Source organism: Psychromarinibacter sp. S121 (genome assembly GCF_049801035.1).
Taxonomy (GTDB): Bacteria; Pseudomonadota; Alphaproteobacteria; order Rhodobacterales; family Rhodobacteraceae; genus Psychromarinibacter.
This window is the reverse complement of sequence record NZ_JBNAGE010000008.1, coordinates 1-20,599: the sequence shown is the minus strand read 5'-3', so window position 1 is coordinate 20,599 and position 20,599 is coordinate 1. Positions and strand designations below refer to the sequence as shown.

Genomic DNA, 20,599 nt, shown 5'->3' with positions numbered 1-20,599 from the left:
CGGCCTAGCCCCACATCATCCGTTCGACGGCCTTCGGGTCCTTCGCCATGCGGTCGCGGAACTCTTCGGCCTCGGGGCCGACGTAGACGTCTTCCAGACCCTGTTGCAGCGCGGTGACCACGGCCTTCGCCAGCGCCTGCGGCGGCAGTTTCGGCGGCGGGGCGGCGGCGAAGGCCGGATGATCCAGCGCGCCCGAGAACAGGTTGATCACGCGGATGCCGCGCTTTGCCATATCGGCGCGCAGGGATTGCGCGACCGACAGGGTGGCCGCCTGCGCGGCGGCAAAGCCCGCGGCCCCCGGCGTCGCCATCTGTGCGTTGAGCCCCAGAAGGTTCACCCACGCAACCGCGCCTTCACCCAGCTTCGGCCCAAAGGCAGCGGCCAGACGCATCAGGCCCAAAGGCCCTTTTTCGAGACTGTTGCGGGTGGCGCCGGTGTCATCGGTCACGCCGCCCGCATGGAAGGCTCCGGCGGTGTGGATCACGATGTCGACCGTCGCGCCAATTTTCTCTGCCAGCGCGGCGACGGATGCGTCAGAGGTCAGGTCAAGCTCGGCAGCGTCGGGCTGGATGACCTTTGCCCCTGCCTTGGTCAACGCCTCGGCCAGCGGCTGTGCGGCCGGATGCGTGGCGTCGGTGATCAGCACGCGGCGGCCCTTGGGGTCGGCGGTCAGCGCGCGCCAGTGGGGATCGTCCTGCATGTCGGCGTCTCCGGTTTCGGGTTGGGCATAGACCACGGGCATCCCCGCGCGGTCGAGTTTCAGCGACAGGCGCACCCGCCCCTCGGGCGCGCAGGCGGGGTGGACGAACGCGATCATCGTGACGCCGCAGTCGGCCTGCACCAGCCCCTGACGCACCGGCGGAAGGGTGCGGAAATACGGATCGCTGGTGATATTGACGGTGGTTTCCGACAGCAGCGTGCCGGTGTCGGGGGCGTCCTCGAACCCGAAGTCCTGCGACAGGCAGGCCGGGCACACGTCGCGCACCGGGTACAGGAACGCGCCGCAGCCGCCACAGCGTTGCAGGGCGAACCGGCCCTGTGCCGCGCCGCGGACAAGCCCAAGCGTCGGGATGGATCTGGCGGCGGGGGGAAGCAGAACGGTCATGCGGCCTCCAGCACCACGGCGGCCGAGGCCAGCCCGCGTTCGTAGTTGATCATCCCGAAGCCAAGCGCCATCGCGCGTTTCACGTCCGCGACCTGCGTCGGCCCGGCGGTGCCGGCGGCCTGACGGATCGCCTCGACCAGCCCAAGGTGGCCGCCCGCCGCGCCCGCCTGCCCTGCCGACAGCTGCCCGCCCGAGGTATTCTGCGGGAAGTCGCCCGCGATGCGCATGTCGCGGGACCGCACGAAGGCAGGCCCCTCGCCCTTGGCGCAAAAGCCCAGATCCTCGAACTGCATCATCACGATCACGGGGTAATCGTCGTAGGTCTGCAGCACGTCGATGTCGGCGGGCGAGCAGCCGGCCATCGCGTACAGCTCGTCCACGTCCTGCGCCCAGCCGCCCCGGATCTGCACCGGGTCGTCGGGGAAGGCGTGGTGACGTTCGATGGTGCCGGTCAGGCGGGCGAAGGGGATGCCCTGCGCCTTCGCGGTGTCTTCGCGCATGACAAGGAAGGCTTCCGCCCCCGCGCAGGGCATCACGCAGTCAAACAGGTGGACCGGGTCGGACACCGGGCGCGCGGCCATGTAGGCGTCGAGCGTCAGCGGTTTCTTCATCAGCGCGCGCGGGTTCTTCAGCGCGTTGTCGCGTTGGGCGATGCAGATGCGGGCGAAATCCTCGCGCGTGGCGCCGAACCGCTGCATATAGTGACGGGTCAGCAGCGCGAAGCTGGCGTTCGCCCCGCCCGCGCCGACCGGATAGACCGCGTCCTGGGCGAACCGTGAGAACCCGGCCAGCATGGCGCGGAAGCTGTCGGGCGTGTTGGTGTCGGCGCCGATGCAGGCGACCACGTCGGCGTCACCGGCCTGCACGGCCCGGGCCGCCCGGCGCAGCGAGACGGTGGCCGCCGCGCCGCCCAGCGGCACGGTGTCGAGATGGCGCACGGTCATCCCGGCGTGCTGTGCGAAGTTGATCGCGCTGTCGGGCGCCATGCCGAAGGACGCAAGGCTAAGCCCGTCCATCTCGCGGTGCGAAATCCCGGACCCTTCGGCCAGCCCGCGCAGCGCGGCACCGGCCCACCATTGGGCGGTCTCGGTCGAGAATCGCTGGTAGGGCACGCTGGTCGGCGTCGTGACGACAACCCCGTCATAGCCCTTTCGAGTGGCTGTCATCCTGCCCCCGGAAACTACGAATTTAAAAGTATACTGACGGCAAGTCGGGTGCTGTGCAAGCCTGATCTGATTGGTCGGGCCGGTGTAGAGGCGCGCTATTCGTGCTTGGAATGCACAGAATACGTGCGCTTCATCGGTTGAATCGGCCAATTGACGCGGGGGCGCGGGGGTCTGGACAAAAGTGCCTTGCGTGCTGCGCAAATTGTTTTAGGGTTCAACCAAATTGACGGACCATGCCGGTCCGCGCGATCCAGGAGGTCCCCAGATGAACACCGATGCGCCGCTTGCCGTCCGCCAAGTCCCGGATCTGGGTGACCCCGATGTCGCGAATGCCTATGCGGCCGACTCCCACGCCCGTTCCGACGCGCTGGAACGCGACGTGCCCGAGCGCGACCGCTCGCTGCCCAAGCTGCTGGCCCGCCGCGCGGCGATGCTGCCGGACCTGCCGCTGATCGCCGTCGGCGCAGAGACCCGCACCGCCGGAGAACTGCGCGACGCCGCCGCCCGCTGGGGCGGGATGCTGGTCGAGGCGGGGGTGCAGCCCGGCGACAAGGTCGCGCTGATCTGCGGCAACCGGATCGAGTTCATGGAGCTGTTCGCCGCGATCAGCTGGATCGGCGCGGTGTCCGTGCCGGTCAACACCGCCTCGCGCGGGCTTCAGTTGCAGCACATCCTCGCCAACTCGGGCGCGAAGCTGCTGATCGTGGAAGACGGGCTGACCGACTCGCTGTCGACCATCGACCGCGATCCGCTGCCGCTGGAACAGGTCTTCGTCGTCGACGCGGGCGACACGCTGCCCGAAGGGGCCAAGCCCCTGCCCGCCCCCGGCGCGCCGGTCGACGGGGCCGAGGTGCTGCCGTCCGATCCGTTTTCGATCCTCTACACCTCGGGCACCACGGGGCTGTCCAAGGGCGTGATCTGCCCCAACGCGCAGTTCTTCTGGTGGGCCATCACCACGGGCCGCCAGCTGGGCATCACCGAAGGCGACGTGCTGCACACAACGCTGCCCTTGTTCCACACCAACGCGCTGAACTGCTTCTTTCAGGCGCTGGTCTACGGCGCGACGCAGGCGCTTGCGCCGCGATTCTCGGTCTCGCGCTTCTACGAGGCGCTGAAGGAAACCGACGCGACCGTGACCTACCTGCTGGGCGCGATGGTGCCGATGCTGCTGTCGCGGACGGAATCGCCCGCCGAGCTGGACCATTCGACCCGCATCGCGCTGGCTCCCGGCGTGCCCGCGCATTTCCACGCCGAGTTTCTGCGCCGCACCGGCATCCTGCTGCTGGACGCATTCGGCTCGACCGAGACGAACAACGTGATCCAGACCGAGGCGAACACGGTAAACCCCGGCACCATGGGCTATGTCACCAAGGGCTTTCAGGCGCGTGTCGTCGATGCCCAGGACTACGAGGTGCCCGATGGCGCGCCGGGCGAGTTGGTGCTGCGCAACGACGCGCCGCATGCCTTCGCGTCGGGCTATCTCGGGATGCCCGAGGCGACGGTGGAGACATGGAAGAACCTGTGGGTCCACACTGGCGATCGCGTGGTGCGGTCGGCTGACGGAAGCTTCCGCTTCGTGGACCGGATCAAGGAAACGATCCGGCGGCGGGGCGAGAACATCTCGTCCTTCGAGGTCGAGGAAGGCGTTCTGAGCCATCCTGCCGTATCCACCGCCGCCGCTTATCCGGTGCAATCCGAGCTGGCCGAGGACGAGGTGATGATCGCCATCGTCCTGAAGGACGGCGCGTCCCTGACGGGCGAAGAGGTGATCCGCCATTGCGAGACCCGGATGCCGTATTTCGCGGTGCCGCGCTTTGTGGATTTCCGGGCCGAGTTGCCGCGAACCGAGAATGGCAAGATCCAGAAGTTCAAGCTTCGCGAAGAAGGCGTGACCGACACCACATGGGACCGCGAGGCGGCCGGAGTGACCGTGAAGCGGTGACGTTGGGCGCGGTGATGCGTGTCGCGGCGGGGGGCGTTGATGGGGTGAAACCCCATCCTACGGTGCGGTTTCATTGCAGGGTGTAGGATGGGGTTTCACCCCATCATGACCAATCCAATCATGTCGAACCCCGACCGCCTCAACTCTTGTGGCGGATGTCCAGCATGATCGAGATCCCGCGCGCGGCGTCGGGTTCCGAGACGTTCTCGAAAATGGAATCGATCCACTGAAGATGCTCGGCGGTCATCTCGTCCATCAGGGCGCGGCCCTTGTCCGAGATGTTCACCACGAAGGCGCGGCGGTCGGTTTCGAGATTGCGGCGCTCGGCCAGTCCCTCGGTCACCAGCCGGTCCACGACGCCGGTTACATTGCCGTTCGACACCACAAGGTGTTGCGAAAGCTCGCTCATCTTCATGCCTTCCGGCGCGGCGTGCAGGGCGGCGAGGACGTCGAAGCGGGGCAGCGTGGTGTCGTACCCGGCCCGCAGCTTCTCGCGCAGGGTGCCTTCGACATAGCGGGTCGCTTTCAGCATCTGCAGCCACAGGCGCAGCCGCTGCCGCGCAAGGTTCTCGTCCGCGATGTCGGTGGCAATCGGCGCGTCCATGAAATCTTTACCCATACCTGATCCTGCCTGATTATTTTGAGTATCAAAATTTGAAGCCGCGCGCAAAGCGTTCTGCGCGCGGCCGCCCTGCCCGGCTCGGAAGGCTGCCGGTCGGGGAACTCGTCTTAAGCGCCCGAGAGTTTACGGGGCTTTCCTTCCGCGTCGACGGCGACCAGCAGCACGTCGGCCGTCATGATCTGACGCACCTGCGTGTCGGGTTCGGCCACCGCCGTTATCGACAGGTTAAAGGAAGTGTTGCCGCGCCGTGTCTCCTCGGCGTGCATCACGAATTCCTCGCCGGCATACAGCGGCGCGTGGAAGGTCAGGTCCTTGATCGACACGATCACCACGTCGCCGCCCGCAAGCTTGCGGCCCGCCAGCCCGGCGGCGTGGTCGATCTGGGCCAGAATCCAGCCTCCGAACACCGCACCGCGCGGCGTGACCTCGCCATAGGGCGCGACGGTGGCGATCACCGGGGCTGCGGCGGAACCGTCAAGCATTCGGGATCACCGCGGTCGCTTCGATCTCGACCTTCGCTTCGTCTTCCATCAGGCCCGCGACCTGCACCACGGCCATCGCCGGGAAGTGCCGACCGATCACGTCCCGATAGGCGGCGCCGAAGCCGCGCAGGTTGTCGAGGTATTCGCGCTTGTCGGTGATGTACCACGTCAGCCGCACAAGATGCTCGGGCCGCGCCCCTGCCGTCGCCAGCACGGCGACGATGTTCTCGAGCGTCTGGCGGAACTGGCCCACCATATCCTCGTGTTCCCATTCCTGCTTGGCGTTCCAGCCGACAAGGCCGCCGGTGAACACCATCCGGCCCTCGGCGAGAACGCCGTTGGCATAGCCCTTGGCAGGAACCCAGCCGTCGGGTTGAAGGAACATATGGGGCGTCAGAACGGTCATGCGGGTGTCTTTCCTGTTTCGGTCTCGGTCAGGTAGCGTTCCATCCGCCGGCGTGCGGTATCCGGCCAGCTTTGCGAACGACCCTTCTTGATGTTTGCGTGTACAAGCGTCGCCTCGCAGGTGAAGCGGGGCTCGTCCTCGCACGAGCAGCGGACGATCAGCGTCGCCGACGACCGGCCCAGACGTTTCACCGTCAGGTCGAAGGTCAGCCACTCTTCCAGCCGCGACGGGTTGTGGAAGCGGACGGAAATGTCGCCCATCGGGGTGCCGTTGCCTTCCAACAGACCCATCGAGGCCCAGCTGTAGCCCAGCCCGTCCGAGAAGAAGCGTTCGACCACGGCCGAGATCATCTCGAAGTAACGCGGGTAGAACACGATCCCGGCGGGGTCGCAGTGGTTGAACTCTACCTGCCGGCGGAGGGTGAAGGTCTGCGTCATGTCTCGCCCCCCGAGACAGAGATCGCCTGCCCCGTCACCATGTCCGACCCCTCGCCACACAGCCACAGGACGGCGCGGGCGACATCCTCGGGCGGCACAAGGCGGTGCATCGGGTTGGTGGCTTCCAGCGAGGCGCGGGCGTCCTCGGGCGAGCGGCCGGTTTTCTCGACGATGTTCGCGATGGATCGCTCGGTCATCTCGGTATCCAGGAAGCCGGGGCAGATCGCGTTGACGGTGACGCCCTTCTTCGCGAATTCCAGCGCGGCGGATTTCACCAGCCCGACGACGCCGTGTTTCGCCGCCGCATAGGGCGCAACATAGGCATAGCCCTTGATCCCGGCGGTCGAGGCGATGGCGATCAGGCGGCCCCACGGCTTGCCCTTCATCGCCTTCGCGCCTTCGCGGAAGGTCAGGAAGGTGCCGGTCAGGTTGACCGACATCATCCGCTCGAACGCGGCAAGTTCCGTTTTCACCAGCGGCGCGCTTTCCGAGGCCCCGGCGTTGGCCACCACGATATCCGGCGCGGCCTTGGCGATGGCGGCAGAGATCTGCGCCTCGTCGGTGATGTCGCAGACGGTGCCGTGGATATTCGGATGCGTCGCCGCGACCGCCTCCAGCGGCTCGGCGCGGCGGCCGCAGATCACCACCTGCGCGCCGGCGTCGGCAAGCATCGTGGCGATGACGGCCCCGACACCAGAGCCGCCACCCGTCACGAAGGCCGTTTTGCCGGCAAGGCTCACTGAGCCATCGCCTTTGCCCGTTCGGCCAGCGTGTTCGCCTGACGGCGGCCGCCTTCATAGGGCGCGGGCCATTCCTGTTCGGTGTCGCCCAGTTCGACCGCCGCGTGCAGCGTCCAGTACGGGTCGGCAAGGTGCGGACGCGCCAGCAGCACAAGGTCGGCACGTCCGGCCATCAGGATCGAGTTCACGTGGTCGGGTTCATAGATATTGCCCGCGACCAGCGTCGGAAGCCCGATTTCCTGCCGCACCTGATCCGCAAACGGAACCTGGAACATGCGGCCATAGATCGGCTGTTCCTTCTTGTCGGTCTGGCCCGAGGACACGTTGATCGCGTCGGCGCCGGCCTCTTTGAGCATCGCCGAGACCTTGACCGCCTCGTCCGGCGTCACGCCCTCGTCGCCCATCCAGTCGTGAGCCGAGATCCGCACGGTCATCGGTTTCTCCGACGGCCACGCGTCGCGCATCGCGGCGAAGACCTCCAGCGGATAGCGCATCCGGTTCTCAAGGCTGCCGCCGTATTCGTCGTCACGCGTGTTGGTGATCGGCGAGATGAAGGACGCCAGCAGATAACCGTGGGCGGCGTGCATTTCGATCATGTCGAAGCCCGCGGCGTCGGCGGCCTTCACCGCGTCGACGAACTGGGTCTTCACCTTGTCCATGTCGGCGCGGTCCATCGCCTTGGGAACGACGTTGCCGTCCATCAGCGGGATCGCCGAGGCCGACAGCAGCGGCCAGTTCTCGCCCTCGGGCAGCGCGTGGTCGATGCCGTCCCACGCCAGCCGGGTCGACCCCTTGCGGCCGGAATGCCCGATCTGGGCGCAGATCTTCGCGGGGGTTTCGGTGTGGACGAAATCGACCAGCCGTTCCCAGACCGGCACCTGCTCGGGGCCGATGCAGGGGCAGCCCGGAGTGATCCGGCCTTCCATAGAGACACAAAGCATCTCGGTGAACACAAGGCCCGCGCCGCCCTTGGCGCGTTCGGCGTAGTGCACGAAATGCCAGTCGGTCGGCATCCCGTCCTTCGCCTTGTACTGCGCCATCGGCGAGACGACGACGCGGTTCACAAGGTCCATCTGGCCCAGCTTGAACGGCGCGAACATCGGGCTGCGGGTGGAATTGCTGCCCGCCTTCTGCTGGAACCATGCCTCTGCCGAGGCAAGCCATTCCGGATCGCGCAGGCGCAGGTTCTCGTGGCTGATCCGTTGCGACCGGGTCAGCAGCGCATAGTTGAACTGCATCATGTCCAGCGACAGGTAGCGTTCGACTTCCTCGAACCACTGGGTCGAGTTCCGTGCGGCAGAGGTCACGCGCAGCACCTGAAGCTTGCGTTCGTCCTGATAGTCCTGCAGCGCCTGACCCAGCGGCTTGTCCGAGTTCAGTTCGTCGGCCAGCGCGATGGCGCTTTCCATGCCCAGCTTGGACCCGGACCCGATCGAGAAATGCGCGGTGGCCGAGGCGTCGCCCAGCAGCACGACGTTGTCGAAATACCAGTTCTCGCAGGTCACGCGGGGGAACCGGATCCAGGCCGAGCCGCGGATGTGGCTGGCGTTCGTCATCAGCTCGTGGCCGCCAAGGTGCGCCGCGAAGATCTTCTCGCACAGCTTGCGCGAGGCGTCCTGATCCAGCGTGTCGAAGCCGAAGGCCTTGTAGGTCTCGGGGCCGCATTCGACGATGAACGTCGCGGTGTCATCGTCGAACTGGTAGGCGTGCGCCCAGATCCAGCCGTGTTCCGTCTTCTCGAAGATGAAGGTGAACGCATCGTCGAACTTCTGGTGCGTGCCGAGCCAGACAAAGTGGTTCTGGCGCATGTCGATCTCGGGCTTGAACTTGTCCTCGAACTGGCTGCGCGTGCGCGAGTTCAGGCCATCGGCGGCGACCAGCAGGTCGTTCGAGGCTTTCAGCTCGTTGATGCGTTCGGGGGTGATTTCCGTCTCGAACTCAAGCGAAACGCCAAGCTGGCGGGCGCGTTCCTGAAGCAGCAGCAGCATTTGCTTGCGGCCGATGCCGCAAAAGCCGTGGCCGCCCGAGGTCATCGACTCTTCGCCCCGCACGACCTTCACGTCGTCCCAATAGGCGAACTTGTCCCGGATCATCTTTTCCGACACGGGGTCGTTGTCGTCGAAGTTCGACATCGTCTCGTCCGACAGCACCACGCCCCAGCCGAACGTGTCGTCGGCACGGTTGCGTTCGTAGACGGTGATGTCGTGAGCGCTGTCGCGCAGCTTCATCGAAATGGCGAAGTACAGACCGGCGGGGCCGCCGCCAAGCACAGCGATTTTCATGACAGATCGTTCCCTGCTTGATTTCCCTCAGAATAGTGAGTCGGATATTTATTTCAAGACTAAAATAAACCGACTGCGTGGGTCGCGGTCCATCGGGTGCCGGCTCGCGAGAGTTAATTTTTCGTTAAAACACGGGGCTGTATGCCCATCTGGCCAAGTTCGCTTGACCGTGGCGCTGCGGTTGTTAAGGTTTAGACATAAAATAAATGGATGCCCAAATCGGCGGCACGCTGCGAATTTGCAGGGCTTGTCGGGGGCGCGCACGGAAGGACAACGGAATGCCCTTTACGATTCAGAAGCCCATGCGCTTCGGCGACTGCGACCTGACCGGGATCGCCTATCACCCCGCTTACCTGTCGATGCTGGTGGACGTGAACGAGGCGATGTTCGCGTCCTTCGGCGTGACGTGGAAAGAGCTGATGTTCGAACGCCATCTCGGGCTGCCGAGCGTGAAGATGAACATCGAGTTCAAGAAGCCCGCCGTCTATGGCGATGTGCTGGAATTCAACGTCCACGTCCGCAAGATCGGCAAGTCGTCGCTGGATCTGTACACGGTGGTGACGGTGGACGGAGAGGTGATCTGGACCATCGAGCAGTTGATCGTGATGACCTCGACCAAGGATCACAAGTCGCACCCCTGGCCGGACGATTGCCGCGCGGGGCTGGAGAAGTACCTGCACCCGGAGATGGTGGCGGGGTGAGATGTTGGATGGGATGGGGAGGAACCCCATCCTACGTGGGGTGTGGTGTGGTTGATTGGATGGGGTGGAACCCCATCCTACGTGGGTTGAGATGTGGCTGATTGGATGGGGTTTCACCCCATCTACACCGGTTGGATCGACCCGCGATCGTAGGATGGGGTTTTACCCCATCACCCCCGCGACAAATTCATCCCACACCAGAATGTAGGATGGGGTTCCACCCCATCCCAACACCACCCGGATCACAAAATACCGGTCTCGGTCGCAACCCGCCGATACGCCGCGCCGCCGGTGAACCCGCCGTCGATCACGAAATCCTCGCCCGTGATGAAGGCCGATCCCTCACCCGCGAGGAACAACACCAACTGCGCCACCTCTTCCGCTTCGCCCGGCCGCTGCATCGGCGTCATGCCGATCATCGGACCAAGGTGCGGCGAGTTGCGGTTCAGGTCGGTGACGATCAGGCCGGGGCAGATCGCATTCACCCGGATTCCGGCTTCGGCGAATTCCATCGCCGCTGACCGGGTCAACCCGCGCAACGCCCATTTCGATGAAGTATAGGCCGGGTCGTAATGCCCCGAGAAACCGCTGTTCGACGAGATGTTCACGATCGAGCCGCCACCGGTTTCCGCCATCAAAGGCGCACACAGCTTGACGCCGATGAAAGCGCCGGTCGCGTTCACGTCCAGCACCTTGCGCCATTCCTCGACCGACATATCGGCGATGATCTTGCGGTTGATGATGCCCGCGTTGTTGACCAGCACGTCCAGCCGCCCGGTCCAGTCGCGCACCACCTCCAGCGCCTCGGCCCAGCCGGCTTCGGAGGTGACGTCGAGCTTGAGGAACCGCACGTCGCGCCCTTCGCCGGTCAGGCGGGCGGCCAGCGCCTCGCCTTCCTCGACCAGCACGTCGCAAATCAGCACCGACGCCCCGGCGCCGGCCAGAAGCTCGGCCTCGACCGCCCCCTGCCCGCGCGCAGCGCCGGTGACGATGGCGGTTTTGCCCGACAAGTCGGTCAGCGCGCCCTTCAGCTTGTCGACGTCCATGCTCATGCCTGCACCATCCGCTGTTTCTGTTCGCCAAGACCGGCGGCCCCCAGCGTAACGATCTGGCCTTCCTTCAGGAAGGTCGGCGGCGTCATCCCAAGCCCGACGCCCGGAGGCGTGCCGGTCGCGATGATGTCGCCGGGTTCCAGCGTCATGAACTGGCTGATGTAATGCACCAGGTGTGCGACGCCGAAGATCATCGTCCTGGTGTTGCCGGTCTGGCGGCGCTCACCGTCCACATCCAGCCACAGGTCGATGTCCTGCACGTCGGCGATCTCGTCCTTCGTCACCATCCACGGACCGACCGGACCGAAGGTGTCATGGCTTTTGCCCTTCACCCACTGGCCACCGCGTTCCGACTGGAACCGGCGTTCGGACACGTCATTGACCAGCGCATAGCCCGCGACATGGTCCAAAGCGTCCGCTTCAGAGACGTATTTCGCGCGGCTGCCGATCACCACGCCCAGTTCGATCTCCCAGTCGGTGCGGTCGGAACCGCGCGGGATCTCGACATCGTCATAGGGTCCACACAGCGCGGTGGTCGCCTTCGAGAACAGCACCGGCTCTGCCGGCGGCTCCTTGCCCGTCTCGCGGGCGTGGTCGGCATAGTTCAGGCCGACGCACAGGAACTTGCCCGGACGTGCGATGGCGGACCCGATGCGCGGGCTGCCCTCGACCACCGGCAGCGAGGCCGGGTCCAAGGCGGCAAGCCGCGCAAGGCTGTCGGGCGACAGCGCGGCGCCGTCGATATCGGACACCACGCCCGACAGGTCACGGATCGCGCCGTCGGCGCCAAGCAGGCCCGGACGCTCTGCGCCGGGCGCGCCGTAGCGAAGAAGCTTCATTCGTCTTTCCTTTCCGGATCAGGCGCGGCGGTAGCCTTCAAGCGCCTCGTCCGGCACGTCTTCGAGGTTGGTCACCAGGTTGTCCGGGGTGCGGCAGGTCAGCCAGACGAGTTCCTCGGTGGTGCTCATGTTCACTTCGACATGCGGCATGAAGGGCGGCACGAAGACGAAGTCGCCGTCGTACATGTCCACGTATTCCTTGTAGCCCTCGCCGAAGTAGATGCGGCCGTGGCCCTTCAGGACGTAGCCGCCGGTCTCGGCGTGCTCGTGGTGGTGCGGCGGCGAGCGGTGGCCCGGCTCGTTGGTCACACGGCCGAACCAGATCTTCGTCGCGGGCGTGTGCTGCGGGCTGACGCCGGACTTGCGGACGCACTCGCCGGACTGCAGCGTGGTCTCGTCCAGATCGCCCGAGCGGGTGACGACGGGTACAACTTTATCGGTCATGTGGATGCCTCCCTTTCACACCGATGCGGCAGGTCCGCCGCGGTCACGTCAACCCTCGCACCATTTATTTTAACCTTCAATCGTTTTCTCCAGAACGCGACGATCTGGCCGATTCCTCCGCAGCGCGGAAATTTTTCTGCGGATGCATCATTTCGCAGCACATCAATCCGGATTCGCCACGTTTCATGCGCCTAAAACTTACTCATCCGGAAAAGATCACAGGGCGACGCCCCCGAAAAAGAACGAAAAATGCCGTTCGAGAAACTTTGCCCTTGAAGAAAAATAATACATGCTTTTGCATATACCTCGGAACAACACCCTCCGGAAAGATCACAGGGAGCCAACACATGACCACTCAGGACACACTCGCCACCCTCGCGACCGGCCTGCTGGACGGGTCGATCAAGGTGATCGACTGTACCGCACCGCTCGGCCCCGACACGCCGCTGCTGAAACTGCCCGACGAAATCGCTGACCAGACGCCGCCGATCGAGATCCACAAGATCTCGGAATACGGCGACCGCGGTCCGTGGTGGGCGTGGAACTGGCTGAAGCTGGGCGAACACTCGGGCACGCACTATGACGCGCCGCACCACTGGATCACCGGCAAGGACTTCCCGGACGGTTCGGTCGACACCATCGACCCGCAGAACTTCGTCGCCCCGGCCAACGTTCTCGACTTCTCGAAAGAGGCCGCCGAAGACCCCGGCTTCCTGCTCACCGTCGAGCACATCAAGGCATGGGAAGCCGAGCATGGCGAGATCAAGGAAGGCGAATGGGTCCTGTTCCGCACCGACTGGGACAAGTTCAACACCGATGAAGACGCCTTCCTGAACGACAAGGGCGAGGGCCCCGTCACCCCCGGCCCGACCGCCGAGGCGATCATCTACCTGATGGAAGAGAAGAAGGCCCTTGGCTGGGGGTCGCAGTGCATCGGCACCGATGCAGGCGCCGCCGGCGGGTTCGAGATCCCCTTCCCCGCCCACAACCTGCTTCACAAGCACAACAAGTACGGTCTCGCCTCGCTGGCCAACCTCGACAAGCTGCCGCCGAAGGGCGCCGTTTTCGTCACCGCGCCGCTGAAGATCGTCAAGGGCACCGGCTCGCCGATCCGCGCGCTGGCGCTGGTCGCAGGCTGATCCGGGCTTAGGGAGCGCATCGGAATGGCCGAGACCACCGCAGACGTCGCGATCATCGGTTCGGGCGTGAACGCCCTTGCCGCTGGCGCCATGCTGGCCCGTTCGGGCAAGCGGGTCGCCGTGTTCGAACGCGAGGATGTGGCGGGCGGCTGCATGCGCTCTGAAGAACTGGCCGAGGGGGTCACCTACGATCCCCTCGCCACCACTTTCGTTTTGTGGGTCACGGGGGCCGCCCATGGCGCGCTGGCTGCGGACCTTGCAAAACATGGCGTGGAATTCTGCGCCACCGACACGCCCACCGGCGTGCTCCTGCCCGACGGACGGGCGATGACATATACCACCGACCGCGCCACCAACGTCGCGGCCTTCGACGCGGATCACACGGGCGACGGCGCGCAGCTGGCCGCCGATCTCGATGCCTTCGGGGCGGATGCGGGGCTGCTGTTCGGGCTGATGGGCGGCGATCCGTGGTCGAAATCCACCACCAGGCTGCTGGCGGGCGAGGCATGGCGGCGCAAGCCGCGCGGGCTGGCCGCCACGCTGGGCGGCGCGCTGACCTCGATGCGGGGCTGGCTTGAGACATCCTTTCAGGGCGAACTGTCCCGCGCGATCTGGGCGCCGTGGTGCCTGCACGCCGGACTTGGTCCCGAAGCCGCCTTTTCGGGACAGATGGGGCAAGTGATCGGCTTCGCGCTAGAGGCCGCGTCGGCCCCGGTCGTGAAGGGCGGCGCCGCGAACATGGTGCGCGGCCTGATCGCCATCATCGAGGAACACGGCGGCACCGTGCGCACCGGCGCCGAGGTGTCCGAGGTCATGATCTCCGCCGGCCGCACCAAGGGCGTGCGGCTTGCAAACGGCGACACCGTCATCGCGGGCACCGTGCTGGCCAGCACCACGCCGAACGCGCTGTACGGCACACTCGCGCCGCAGCCGGAACGCAGGGACGACCTGCGCAAGTACAAGTACGGCAAGGGCAACTTCCAGCTGCATTACCTGCTGGACGGCGACGTCGCGTGGAACACGCCGGGGCTGGAGAAGGTCCAGCTTCTGCACCTGACCCCCGGCCTCGACGGCGTGTCGAAAGCCGGCAACGAGGCCGAGCGCGGGATGCTGCCCGAGGTGCCAACGATCTGCGTCGGCCAGCCCTGCGCCGCCGATCCCAGCCGTGCGCCCGAGGGCAAGACGGTCCTGTGGCTGCAGATGCCCGAAGCCCCGCGCCACGTGAAAGGCGACGCCGCAGGCGAAATCGACGTGCCCGCCGACGGCCAGTGGACCGAGGCGCTGCGCGAGGCCTATGCCGACCGGATCGAGGCGATCCTCGCCAGCCACATCGACGGCTTCCGCGACAAGGTGATCACCCGCCGCGCGATCTCTCCCGCCGATCTGGAAGGCTACAACGCCAACCTCGTCGGCGGCGATCCCTATGGCGGCGCCTGCACGCTGGACCAGTTCTTCCTGTTCCGGCCCTTCACCGACACCAAGCGGCACGACACCGGCATCAAGGGCCTGTACCACATCGGCGCCTCGACCCATCCGGGGCCGGGACTGTCGGGCGGCTCGGGCTTTCTTGTGGCGAAGGAACTGGGGGCATGACCGCCACCGCGCCCACGCCAGCCACGCCGCCGCGGCCCGCGGTGATGCAGGACGACCTAGAGGCGTTCACCCCCTACCTGATGAACCGCATCATGGCGCGGTACAATCGCGGGGTGGAAACCGCGCTGAAAGAACTGGGCGTCAGCGTCGCCCAGATGCGCGCGCTGGCGGTGCTGGCCGAAAGCGGCCCGCGCACCGTGAACGAACTGTCGGTGCTGACCGTCATCAAGCAATCCACCCTGTCCCGCACGCTGGACACGATGGAGGCCGCCGGGCTGATCCGGCGCGAGGCGCAGAACGGCGACAGCCGCTATCGCCGGATCGTCATGACCGACGCCGGCAAACAGACCTACAGGTCCGCGTGGCCCGCCATGCTGGGGATGCGCGACACGATGCTTGCCGCGCTGTCCGGCGAGGAACGGGCGACCTTCAACGACCTGCTTCTGCGGATCTTCTACGACATCCGCCACCACGAATACTGACCCCCGACCCGCGCAAAACGGGCCGCAAGATACCTCAGGGAGACAACCCATGGCCGAAAGATCGTTCGCCAAGGAAGTCCAGAAACTCAAACAGGGTGAGGGCGAGACCTTCACCGGCGAGGGCATCCTTGCCATCACCAAGGCGCTGCTGGAAAACGGCGTCGGATATGTCGGCGGCTATCAGGGCTCGCCGATCTCGCACCTGATGGACGTTCTGGCCGACGCGCAAGAGATCCTTGGCGAGCTGGGCGTGCATTTCGAGGCGTCCGCCTCCGAGGCCACCGCCACCGCAATGCTGGCCGCCTCGGTCCACTACCCGATCCGCGGCGCGGTCACCTACAAGTCGGTCGTCGGCACCAACGTGGCGTCGGACGCGCTGTCGAACCTCGCCTCGGGCGGGGTCACGGGCGGCGCGCTGATCATCGTGGGCGAGGATTACGGCGAAGGGTCCTCGATCATGCAGGAACGCACCTACGCCTTCGCGATGAAAAGCCAGGTCTGGATGCTGGACCCGCGCCCGAACCTGCCGTCGATCGTCGACGCGGTGGGCAAGGGCTTCGAGATGTCGGAAATCTCGAACACGCCTGTCATGCTTCAGGTCGGCATCCGGTCGTGCCACGTTCACGGTCACTTCACCGCCTCGGACAACAAGCGCCCGGCGATGACGGTGACCGACGCGCTGGAGAACCCGCGCCGCAAGCTCGACCGCATCGTGCTGCCGCCGGCCACCTACCTTCACGAGGCCGAGAAGCTGACAAAGCGGAAGCCCGCGGCCGAGAAGTTCATCGTCGATCAGGGCATCAACGAACGCTTCGGCAACCCCGCCGGCAAGGTCGGCCTGATCGTTCAGGGCGGCACCTACAACACGGTGATCCGCGCGCTGAACCGTCTGGATCTCGCCGACATCTACGGCGACACCGACATCGACATGCTGGTGCTGAACTGCGTCTATCCGCTGGTCGATAGCCAGATCCTCGACTTCTGCGAAGGCAAGGACGCCGTCCTGATCGTCGAGGAAGGCCACCCCAACTACATCGAACAGCAGATCGCCCACATGCTGTACAAGCAGGGCAAGGCGGTGAAGCTGGAAGGCAAGGGCATGCTGCCGATGGGCGGCGAGTACACCGGGCAGGTGATGGTCGACGGCCTTGGCGCCTTCTTCGCCGAACACGCCGCGGACCTGCTGCCGGTGGCGAAGGTCGCCACCAACGAGGAACCCGTCGCGATCCCCGACCTGTCCAAGACCCTGCCCGCGCGCCCGCCCGGGTTCTGCACCGGCTGCCCGGAACGTCCGATCTTCGCGGCGACCAAGCTGGTCGAGGAAGAACTGGGCGAACACCACATCTCGTCCGACATCGGCTGTCACCTGTTCTCGATCATGCCGCCGTTCGACCTTGGCGCGACGACGATGGGCTATGGCCTTGGCCCCGCCTCGGCCGCGGCGTTCCACAACGAGAACAAGGGCGGCCGCCGCTCGATCTCGTTCGTCGGCGACGGCGGGTTCTGGCACAACGGCCTGACCTCGTCGGTCGGCAACGCGGTGTTCAACAAGTCGGACAACGTGATCGTCATCGTCGACAACTTCTATTCCGCCGCCACCGGCGGGCAGGACATCCTGTCGTCGCGCGCCGACAACAAGACCAAGCAGACCCAGAACTCGATCGTCACCGCCGTGAAGGGCATGGGCGTCAAATGGGTCCGCCAGATCGACCGCACCTACGACGTGACCAAGGTGCGCGACACGCTGAAAGAGGCCCTGACCACCGAGGAGGAAGGCCCCAAGGTCATCGTCGCCTCGTCCGAGTGCATGCTGAACAAGCAGCGCCGGGTGAAGCCCGAGATGGCCAAGGCCGCGAAGGACGGCAAGCGCGTGGTGCGCCCGCGCTTCGGAGTGGACGAGGACGTGTGCACCGGCGACCACGCCTGCATGCGGCTGTCGGGCTGCCCGTCGCTGTCGGTGAAGGACACCGGCGATCCGTTGCGCGACGATCCGGTCGCCGCCATCGACCAGACCTGCGTCGGCTGCGGCAACTGCGGCGAGGTGGCGGATGCCGCCGTGCTGTGCCCGTCGTTCTATCAGGCGGAAATCGTCTCTAACCCGTCCGACGCCGAGAAACGCCGCGCCTCGCGGTCGCGCCGGATCATCTCGTGGCTGCAAACCCGCCGCGACGCCAAGCGCATCGCCTTCGCCTGAGGTCAAACCCATGAACATGCAAGCCAAACCGATCATCGCACGCCGTTCTCCGGGCCCCGACGGGGAAAAGATCATCACGCTGGCGGCGCTGGCCGTCGGCGGTCAGGGCGGCGGGGTCCTGACCAACTGGATCGTCGCCGTGGCCGAGGCCAACGGCTATCGCGCGCAGTCCACGTCTGTAGCGGGCGTCGCGCAACGGACCGGCGCCACGATCTATTACGTCGAGATGTGCCGCGACACCGGCCGGATGCCGGTCTTCGCGCTGTCGCCGGCCATCGGTGACGTCGACATCATGATCGCGTCCGAACTGATGGAGGGCGGACGCGCCATCATGCGCGGTTTCGTGACTCCGGGCCGGACCACGATGATCGCCTCGACCCACCGCATCCCGGCGGTGTCCGAGAAGGTCGTCCCCGGCGACGGCCGCGCCAACGGCCCCGAGGTGATCGAGGCGATGGGCATCGCCGCCGACCACGTCGTTGCCTTCGACATGGAGACGATCGCGAAACAGGCGGGCTCGGTCATCTCGTCCTCGCTTCTGGGCGGTCTGGCCGGGTCGGGCGCCCTGCCCTTCCCGAAGGAAAGCTATGAAGAAGTCATCCGCGCCTCGGGCCGGGGCGTCGACGCCTCGCTGCGGGCCTTCAACGACGCCTACGACGTGGCGCAGGGCAAGAAGCCCGCACCGGTGATCGAGGAAAAGCCCGTCGCGCCGGTCCCGGTGCTGCACGTCCCCGAGAAGCTGAAAGCCAAATGGGCCGCGCTGGAATCCCGCCTGACCGCCTTGCCGGCCGAGGTGCAAGAGATGGCGGGGCTGGGTCTGAAGAAGGTCGTCGACTATCAGGACGTCGCCTATGGCGCGCAGTATCTCGACATGGTCGAGAAGGTCGTCGCGCAGGATGAAGCCCCCTTCGACATGAGCGTCAACGCTGCCAAGTACTGCGCCCGCGCGCTGTGCTACGACGACATTCCCCGCGTCGCCGACATCAAGACCCGCGCCTCGCGCTATGAGCGCGTGAAGGGCGAGGTGGTGGTGAAGGACGATCAGGTCCTGATGCTGACCGAGTATTTCCACCCCCGGTTCGAGGAATTTTCGACCACCCTGCCCCGTGGCCTTGGCCGTTGGGTGCAAAAGCGCAAGGGCTTCGAGGCGTGGTACGAAAAGCGGTTCGACAAGGGCCGCCGCATCCGCACCGACAGCGTTCCGGGCTTCCTGTCGCTGTGGGTCATGTCCTCGCTGCGGCCGATCCGCCGCCGCCTGCTGCGCCACGAATCCGAGATGGCGCATGTGGATGCGTGGTTCGCCACGGTGCTGGACGTCGCGAAGACCGACCGCAAGCTGGCCGCCGAGGTGCTGGCCAACTACCGCCTGATCAAGGGCTACTCCGACACCCACGCCCGCGGCCTGTCCAAGTTCGCCAAGGTGATGGGCGCGCTGGACATGCTGAAGGGCCGCGACGATGCCGCCGACTGGATGCGCCGCCTGCGCACCGCCGCGCTGGACGACGTGAAGGGCGAGAAACTGGACGGCGCGCTGGAAACCGTGCGCAGCTTCGCCGCATGAGCGGTCCGGTTCTGATCATCGGCGCGGGGATCAACGGCCTTGTCGCCGCCGCCGACCTTGCCACGCGCGGCTTCAAGGTGCGGGTGCTGGAACAGGGCCCGACCCCCGGCGGCGCGGTCCGGACAGAGGAACTGACGCTGCCCGGCTTCCGTCACGATGTGGCGGCGATGAACCTGTCGATGTTCGCAGGCTCTGCCTTCATGGCGAAGCACGGGGCCGAGATGGTCGAGCACGGGATGGAGTTCGTCCCGATCCCCCGCCCCTTCGCACAGGCGATGGAGCCGGGCGATTACCTTGGCGTTTCGACCGACGTGGACGAGACGCTGGCGACCTTCGCGTCCGACGCCGACAAGAAGGCGTGGCGCGACCTGATGGCCGAGTTCCCGGAACGCGCGGGCATCGTCGGCGGTCTGCTGGGCACGCCGATGCGGCGCGGTCCGCTGGCAAAGTTCCTGTGGAAAACGTGGCGCGCGCAGGGCACCGCCAAGTCGCTGGACGTGGCGCGATTCCTGATGACCTCGCCCCGGACATGGCTGGAAGAAACCTTCGAGGACCCCCGCCTGCGCACCGCGCTGTCGACATGGGGGATGCACCTCGACTTCGCGCCCGACATCGCCGGTGGCGCGATCTTCCCCTACCTCGAGGCGATGGCCGGTCAGGCGATGGGCATGGTCATCGGCAAGGGCGGCGCCGACGTGGCGACGCGCGCGCTGGTGAAGATGATCGAGGCGCGCGGCGGGTTGGTCGAGTGCGACACCGAAGTGACCGAGATCCTGCACGACAAGGGCTCGGTGATCGGCGTCGTCGCGAACGGCGCCCGCATTCCCGGCTCTGCCGTTCTGGCGGGGCTGGCGCCGAAACACCTGATGCGGCTGATCGGCGGCACCTCGGGCGATGCGCGGTTCGACCGGGGCATGGCAAAGTTCCAGCACGCCCCCGGCACCATGATGCTGCACCTCGCGCTGGATCGTCCGGTGCCGTGGACCGCCGAGAAGCTTGGCGAATTCGCCTATGTCCACGTGGGCCGCTCGATCGACACCGCCGCCCGCACCTATGCGCAGGCGAAGGCCGGTCTGCTGCCCGACACGCCGATTCTGGTGGTGGGACAACCGACGCTGTTCGACCCCTCCCGCGCGCCCGAGGGCAAGCACGTCCTGTGGGTGCAGGCCCGTGTCGTGCCCGCCGGGATCACCGGCGACGCCAAGGGGCAGATCGCCGCGACCGACTGGGACGCCGCGAAGGCCCCGATGACCGAGCGTGTCCTTGACCTGATCGAGGAACAGGCGCCCGGCTTCCGCCAGACCATCCTTGGGCAGACGACGGTGTCGCCCCTGGACCTCGAAGCCGGGAACCCGAACCTTGTCGGCGGCGACCAGATCTGCGGCTCGCATCACCTGACCCAGAACTTCCTG

Annotated in this window: 19 protein-coding genes; 8 read left to right on the top strand and 11 right to left on the bottom strand. The window is 66.1% G+C overall.

The window, feature by feature from the left end; all coding sequences use genetic code 11:
• Window positions 1–4: 4 nt before the first annotated feature.
• Together ACP156_RS23865 and ACP156_RS23860 are read right to left on the bottom strand one after the other, a co-directional pair.
• The gene (locus ACP156_RS23865) at window positions 5–1,105 is read right to left on the bottom strand and encodes an SDR family oxidoreductase (RefSeq protein ID WP_425053861.1); all 1,101 of its coding nucleotides are present in this window, start codon (window positions 1,103–1,105) and stop codon (window positions 5–7) included.
• A complete protein-coding gene (locus tag ACP156_RS23860; RefSeq protein WP_425053860.1) occupies window positions 1,102–2,271 on the bottom strand; it encodes a thiolase family protein in 1,170 nt (389 codons plus the stop codon). The genes ACP156_RS23865 and ACP156_RS23860 overlap by 4 nt, the downstream gene beginning before the upstream one ends.
• Window positions 2,272–2,536: 265 nt before the next feature.
• Between ACP156_RS23860 and ACP156_RS23855 the strand changes: the two genes are divergently transcribed.
• Window positions 2,537–4,213: an ATP-dependent acyl-CoA ligase gene (locus ACP156_RS23855; RefSeq protein WP_425053859.1), complete on the top strand. Its 1,677-nt coding sequence runs from the start codon at window positions 2,537–2,539 to the stop codon at window positions 4,211–4,213.
• 139 nt (window positions 4,214–4,352) lie between these two features.
• Here the strand turns inward: ACP156_RS23855 and ACP156_RS23850 are convergent, their stop codons facing one another.
• The 6 genes from ACP156_RS23850 to ACP156_RS23825 form a co-directional block, all read right to left on the bottom strand.
• The gene (locus ACP156_RS23850) at window positions 4,353–4,832 is read right to left on the bottom strand and encodes a MarR family winged helix-turn-helix transcriptional regulator (protein WP_425053858.1); all 480 of its coding nucleotides are present in this window, start codon (window positions 4,830–4,832) and stop codon (window positions 4,353–4,355) included.
• A 110-nt stretch (window positions 4,833–4,942) separates the two neighbouring features.
• The gene (locus tag ACP156_RS23845; RefSeq protein ID WP_425053857.1) at window positions 4,943–5,317 is read right to left on the bottom strand and encodes an acyl-CoA thioesterase; all 375 of its coding nucleotides are present in this window, start codon (window positions 5,315–5,317) and stop codon (window positions 4,943–4,945) included.
• Window positions 5,310–5,723, bottom strand: a complete 414-nt coding sequence (locus ACP156_RS23840) for a RidA family protein (RefSeq protein WP_425053856.1) — start codon at window positions 5,721–5,723, stop codon at window positions 5,310–5,312. The genes ACP156_RS23845 and ACP156_RS23840 overlap by 8 nt, the downstream gene beginning before the upstream one ends.
• Window positions 5,720–6,160: an acyl-CoA thioesterase gene (locus ACP156_RS23835; protein WP_425053855.1), complete on the bottom strand. Its 441-nt coding sequence runs from the start codon at window positions 6,158–6,160 to the stop codon at window positions 5,720–5,722. Before ACP156_RS23835 ends, ACP156_RS23840 begins: the two co-directional genes overlap by 4 nt.
• Window positions 6,157–6,900 (bottom strand): SDR family NAD(P)-dependent oxidoreductase, encoded by a 744-nt coding sequence (locus ACP156_RS23830; protein ID WP_425053854.1) that lies wholly within the window; start codon window positions 6,898–6,900, stop codon window positions 6,157–6,159. The genes ACP156_RS23835 and ACP156_RS23830 overlap by 4 nt, the downstream gene beginning before the upstream one ends.
• Complete coding sequence (locus ACP156_RS23825; protein ID WP_425053853.1) at window positions 6,897–9,182, bottom strand: bifunctional salicylyl-CoA 5-hydroxylase/oxidoreductase; 2,286 nt, start codon at window positions 9,180–9,182, stop codon at window positions 6,897–6,899. Before ACP156_RS23825 ends, ACP156_RS23830 begins: the two co-directional genes overlap by 4 nt.
• Before the next feature lie 278 nt (window positions 9,183–9,460).
• On the opposite strand from ACP156_RS23825, the gene ACP156_RS23820 reads away from it, so the two are divergent.
• The gene (locus ACP156_RS23820; RefSeq protein ID WP_425053852.1) at window positions 9,461–9,883 is read left to right on the top strand and encodes an acyl-CoA thioesterase; all 423 of its coding nucleotides are present in this window, start codon (window positions 9,461–9,463) and stop codon (window positions 9,881–9,883) included.
• Window positions 9,884–10,125: 242 nt separating this feature from the next.
• Here ACP156_RS23820 and ACP156_RS23815 read toward each other — a convergent pair whose 3' ends face one another.
• Genes ACP156_RS23815 through ACP156_RS23805 form a run of 3 tightly spaced genes read right to left on the bottom strand, consistent with a single transcriptional unit; the run spans window position 10,126 to window position 12,218 of the window.
• Complete coding sequence (locus ACP156_RS23815) at window positions 10,126–10,935, bottom strand: SDR family NAD(P)-dependent oxidoreductase (protein WP_425053851.1); 810 nt, start codon at window positions 10,933–10,935, stop codon at window positions 10,126–10,128.
• A complete protein-coding gene (locus tag ACP156_RS23810; protein ID WP_425053850.1) occupies window positions 10,932–11,774 on the bottom strand; it encodes a fumarylacetoacetate hydrolase family protein in 843 nt (280 codons plus the stop codon). The genes ACP156_RS23815 and ACP156_RS23810 overlap by 4 nt, the downstream gene beginning before the upstream one ends.
• 18 nt (window positions 11,775–11,792) lie before the next feature.
• Window positions 11,793–12,218 (bottom strand): cupin domain-containing protein, encoded by a 426-nt coding sequence (locus tag ACP156_RS23805; protein WP_425053849.1) that lies wholly within the window; start codon window positions 12,216–12,218, stop codon window positions 11,793–11,795.
• A gap of 347 nt (window positions 12,219–12,565) precedes the next feature.
• Here ACP156_RS23805 and ACP156_RS23800 point away from each other — a divergent pair, with 347 nt between their 5' ends.
• From ACP156_RS23800 to ACP156_RS23775, 6 genes are all read left to right on the top strand, one after another.
• A complete protein-coding gene (locus tag ACP156_RS23800; RefSeq protein ID WP_425053848.1) occupies window positions 12,566–13,357 on the top strand; it encodes a cyclase family protein in 792 nt (263 codons plus the stop codon).
• A gap of 24 nt (window positions 13,358–13,381) precedes the next feature.
• Window positions 13,382–14,950, top strand: a complete 1,569-nt coding sequence (locus ACP156_RS23795; RefSeq protein ID WP_425053847.1) for a phytoene desaturase family protein — start codon at window positions 13,382–13,384, stop codon at window positions 14,948–14,950.
• Window positions 14,947–15,432, top strand: a complete 486-nt coding sequence (locus tag ACP156_RS23790) for a MarR family winged helix-turn-helix transcriptional regulator (protein WP_425053846.1) — start codon at window positions 14,947–14,949, stop codon at window positions 15,430–15,432. Before ACP156_RS23795 ends, ACP156_RS23790 begins: the two co-directional genes overlap by 4 nt.
• Before the next feature lie 49 nt (window positions 15,433–15,481).
• On the top strand, window positions 15,482–17,626 hold the full coding sequence (locus ACP156_RS23785) for a thiamine pyrophosphate-dependent enzyme (protein ID WP_425053845.1): 2,145 nt from the start codon (window positions 15,482–15,484) through the stop codon (window positions 17,624–17,626).
• 10 nt (window positions 17,627–17,636) lie between these two features.
• The gene (locus ACP156_RS23780) at window positions 17,637–19,187 is read left to right on the top strand and encodes an indolepyruvate oxidoreductase subunit beta family protein (protein WP_425053844.1); all 1,551 of its coding nucleotides are present in this window, start codon (window positions 17,637–17,639) and stop codon (window positions 19,185–19,187) included.
• Window positions 19,184–20,599 (top strand): phytoene desaturase family protein (locus ACP156_RS23775; protein ID WP_425053843.1); only part of this gene is annotated, 1,416 nt, incomplete at its 3' end. The genes ACP156_RS23780 and ACP156_RS23775, both read left to right, overlap by 4 nt.

Excerpts from the sequence above, each read along its gene's own strand:
- ACP156_RS23865 (WP_425053861.1), bottom strand. The coding sequence starts at position 1,105 with ATGACCGTTCTGCTTCCCCCCGCCGCCAGATCCATCCCGACGCTTGGG.
- ACP156_RS23860 (WP_425053860.1), bottom strand. The coding sequence starts at position 2,271 with ATGACAGCCACTCGAAAGGGCTATGACGGGGTTGTCGTCACGACGCCG.
- ACP156_RS23855 (WP_425053859.1), top strand. The coding sequence starts at position 2,537 with ATGAACACCGATGCGCCGCTTGCCGTCCGCCAAGTCCCGGATCTGGGT.
- ACP156_RS23850 (WP_425053858.1), bottom strand. The coding sequence starts at position 4,832 with ATGGGTAAAGATTTCATGGACGCGCCGATTGCCACCGACATCGCGGAC.
- ACP156_RS23845 (WP_425053857.1), bottom strand. The coding sequence starts at position 5,317 with ATGCTTGACGGTTCCGCCGCAGCCCCGGTGATCGCCACCGTCGCGCCC.
- ACP156_RS23840 (WP_425053856.1), bottom strand. The coding sequence starts at position 5,723 with ATGACCGTTCTGACGCCCCATATGTTCCTTCAACCCGACGGCTGGGTT.
- ACP156_RS23835 (WP_425053855.1), bottom strand. The coding sequence starts at position 6,160 with ATGACGCAGACCTTCACCCTCCGCCGGCAGGTAGAGTTCAACCACTGC.
- ACP156_RS23825 (WP_425053853.1), bottom strand. The coding sequence starts at position 9,182 with ATGAAAATCGCTGTGCTTGGCGGCGGCCCCGCCGGTCTGTACTTCGCC.
- ACP156_RS23820 (WP_425053852.1), top strand. The coding sequence starts at position 9,461 with ATGCCCTTTACGATTCAGAAGCCCATGCGCTTCGGCGACTGCGACCTG.
- ACP156_RS23815 (WP_425053851.1), bottom strand. The coding sequence starts at position 10,935 with ATGAGCATGGACGTCGACAAGCTGAAGGGCGCGCTGACCGACTTGTCG.
- ACP156_RS23810 (WP_425053850.1), bottom strand. The coding sequence starts at position 11,774 with ATGAAGCTTCTTCGCTACGGCGCGCCCGGCGCAGAGCGTCCGGGCCTG.
- ACP156_RS23805 (WP_425053849.1), bottom strand. The coding sequence starts at position 12,218 with ATGACCGATAAAGTTGTACCCGTCGTCACCCGCTCGGGCGATCTGGAC.
- ACP156_RS23800 (WP_425053848.1), top strand. The coding sequence starts at position 12,566 with ATGACCACTCAGGACACACTCGCCACCCTCGCGACCGGCCTGCTGGAC.
- ACP156_RS23795 (WP_425053847.1), top strand. The coding sequence starts at position 13,382 with ATGGCCGAGACCACCGCAGACGTCGCGATCATCGGTTCGGGCGTGAAC.
- ACP156_RS23790 (WP_425053846.1), top strand. The coding sequence starts at position 14,947 with ATGACCGCCACCGCGCCCACGCCAGCCACGCCGCCGCGGCCCGCGGTG.
- ACP156_RS23785 (WP_425053845.1), top strand. The coding sequence starts at position 15,482 with ATGGCCGAAAGATCGTTCGCCAAGGAAGTCCAGAAACTCAAACAGGGT.
- ACP156_RS23780 (WP_425053844.1), top strand. The coding sequence starts at position 17,637 with ATGAACATGCAAGCCAAACCGATCATCGCACGCCGTTCTCCGGGCCCC.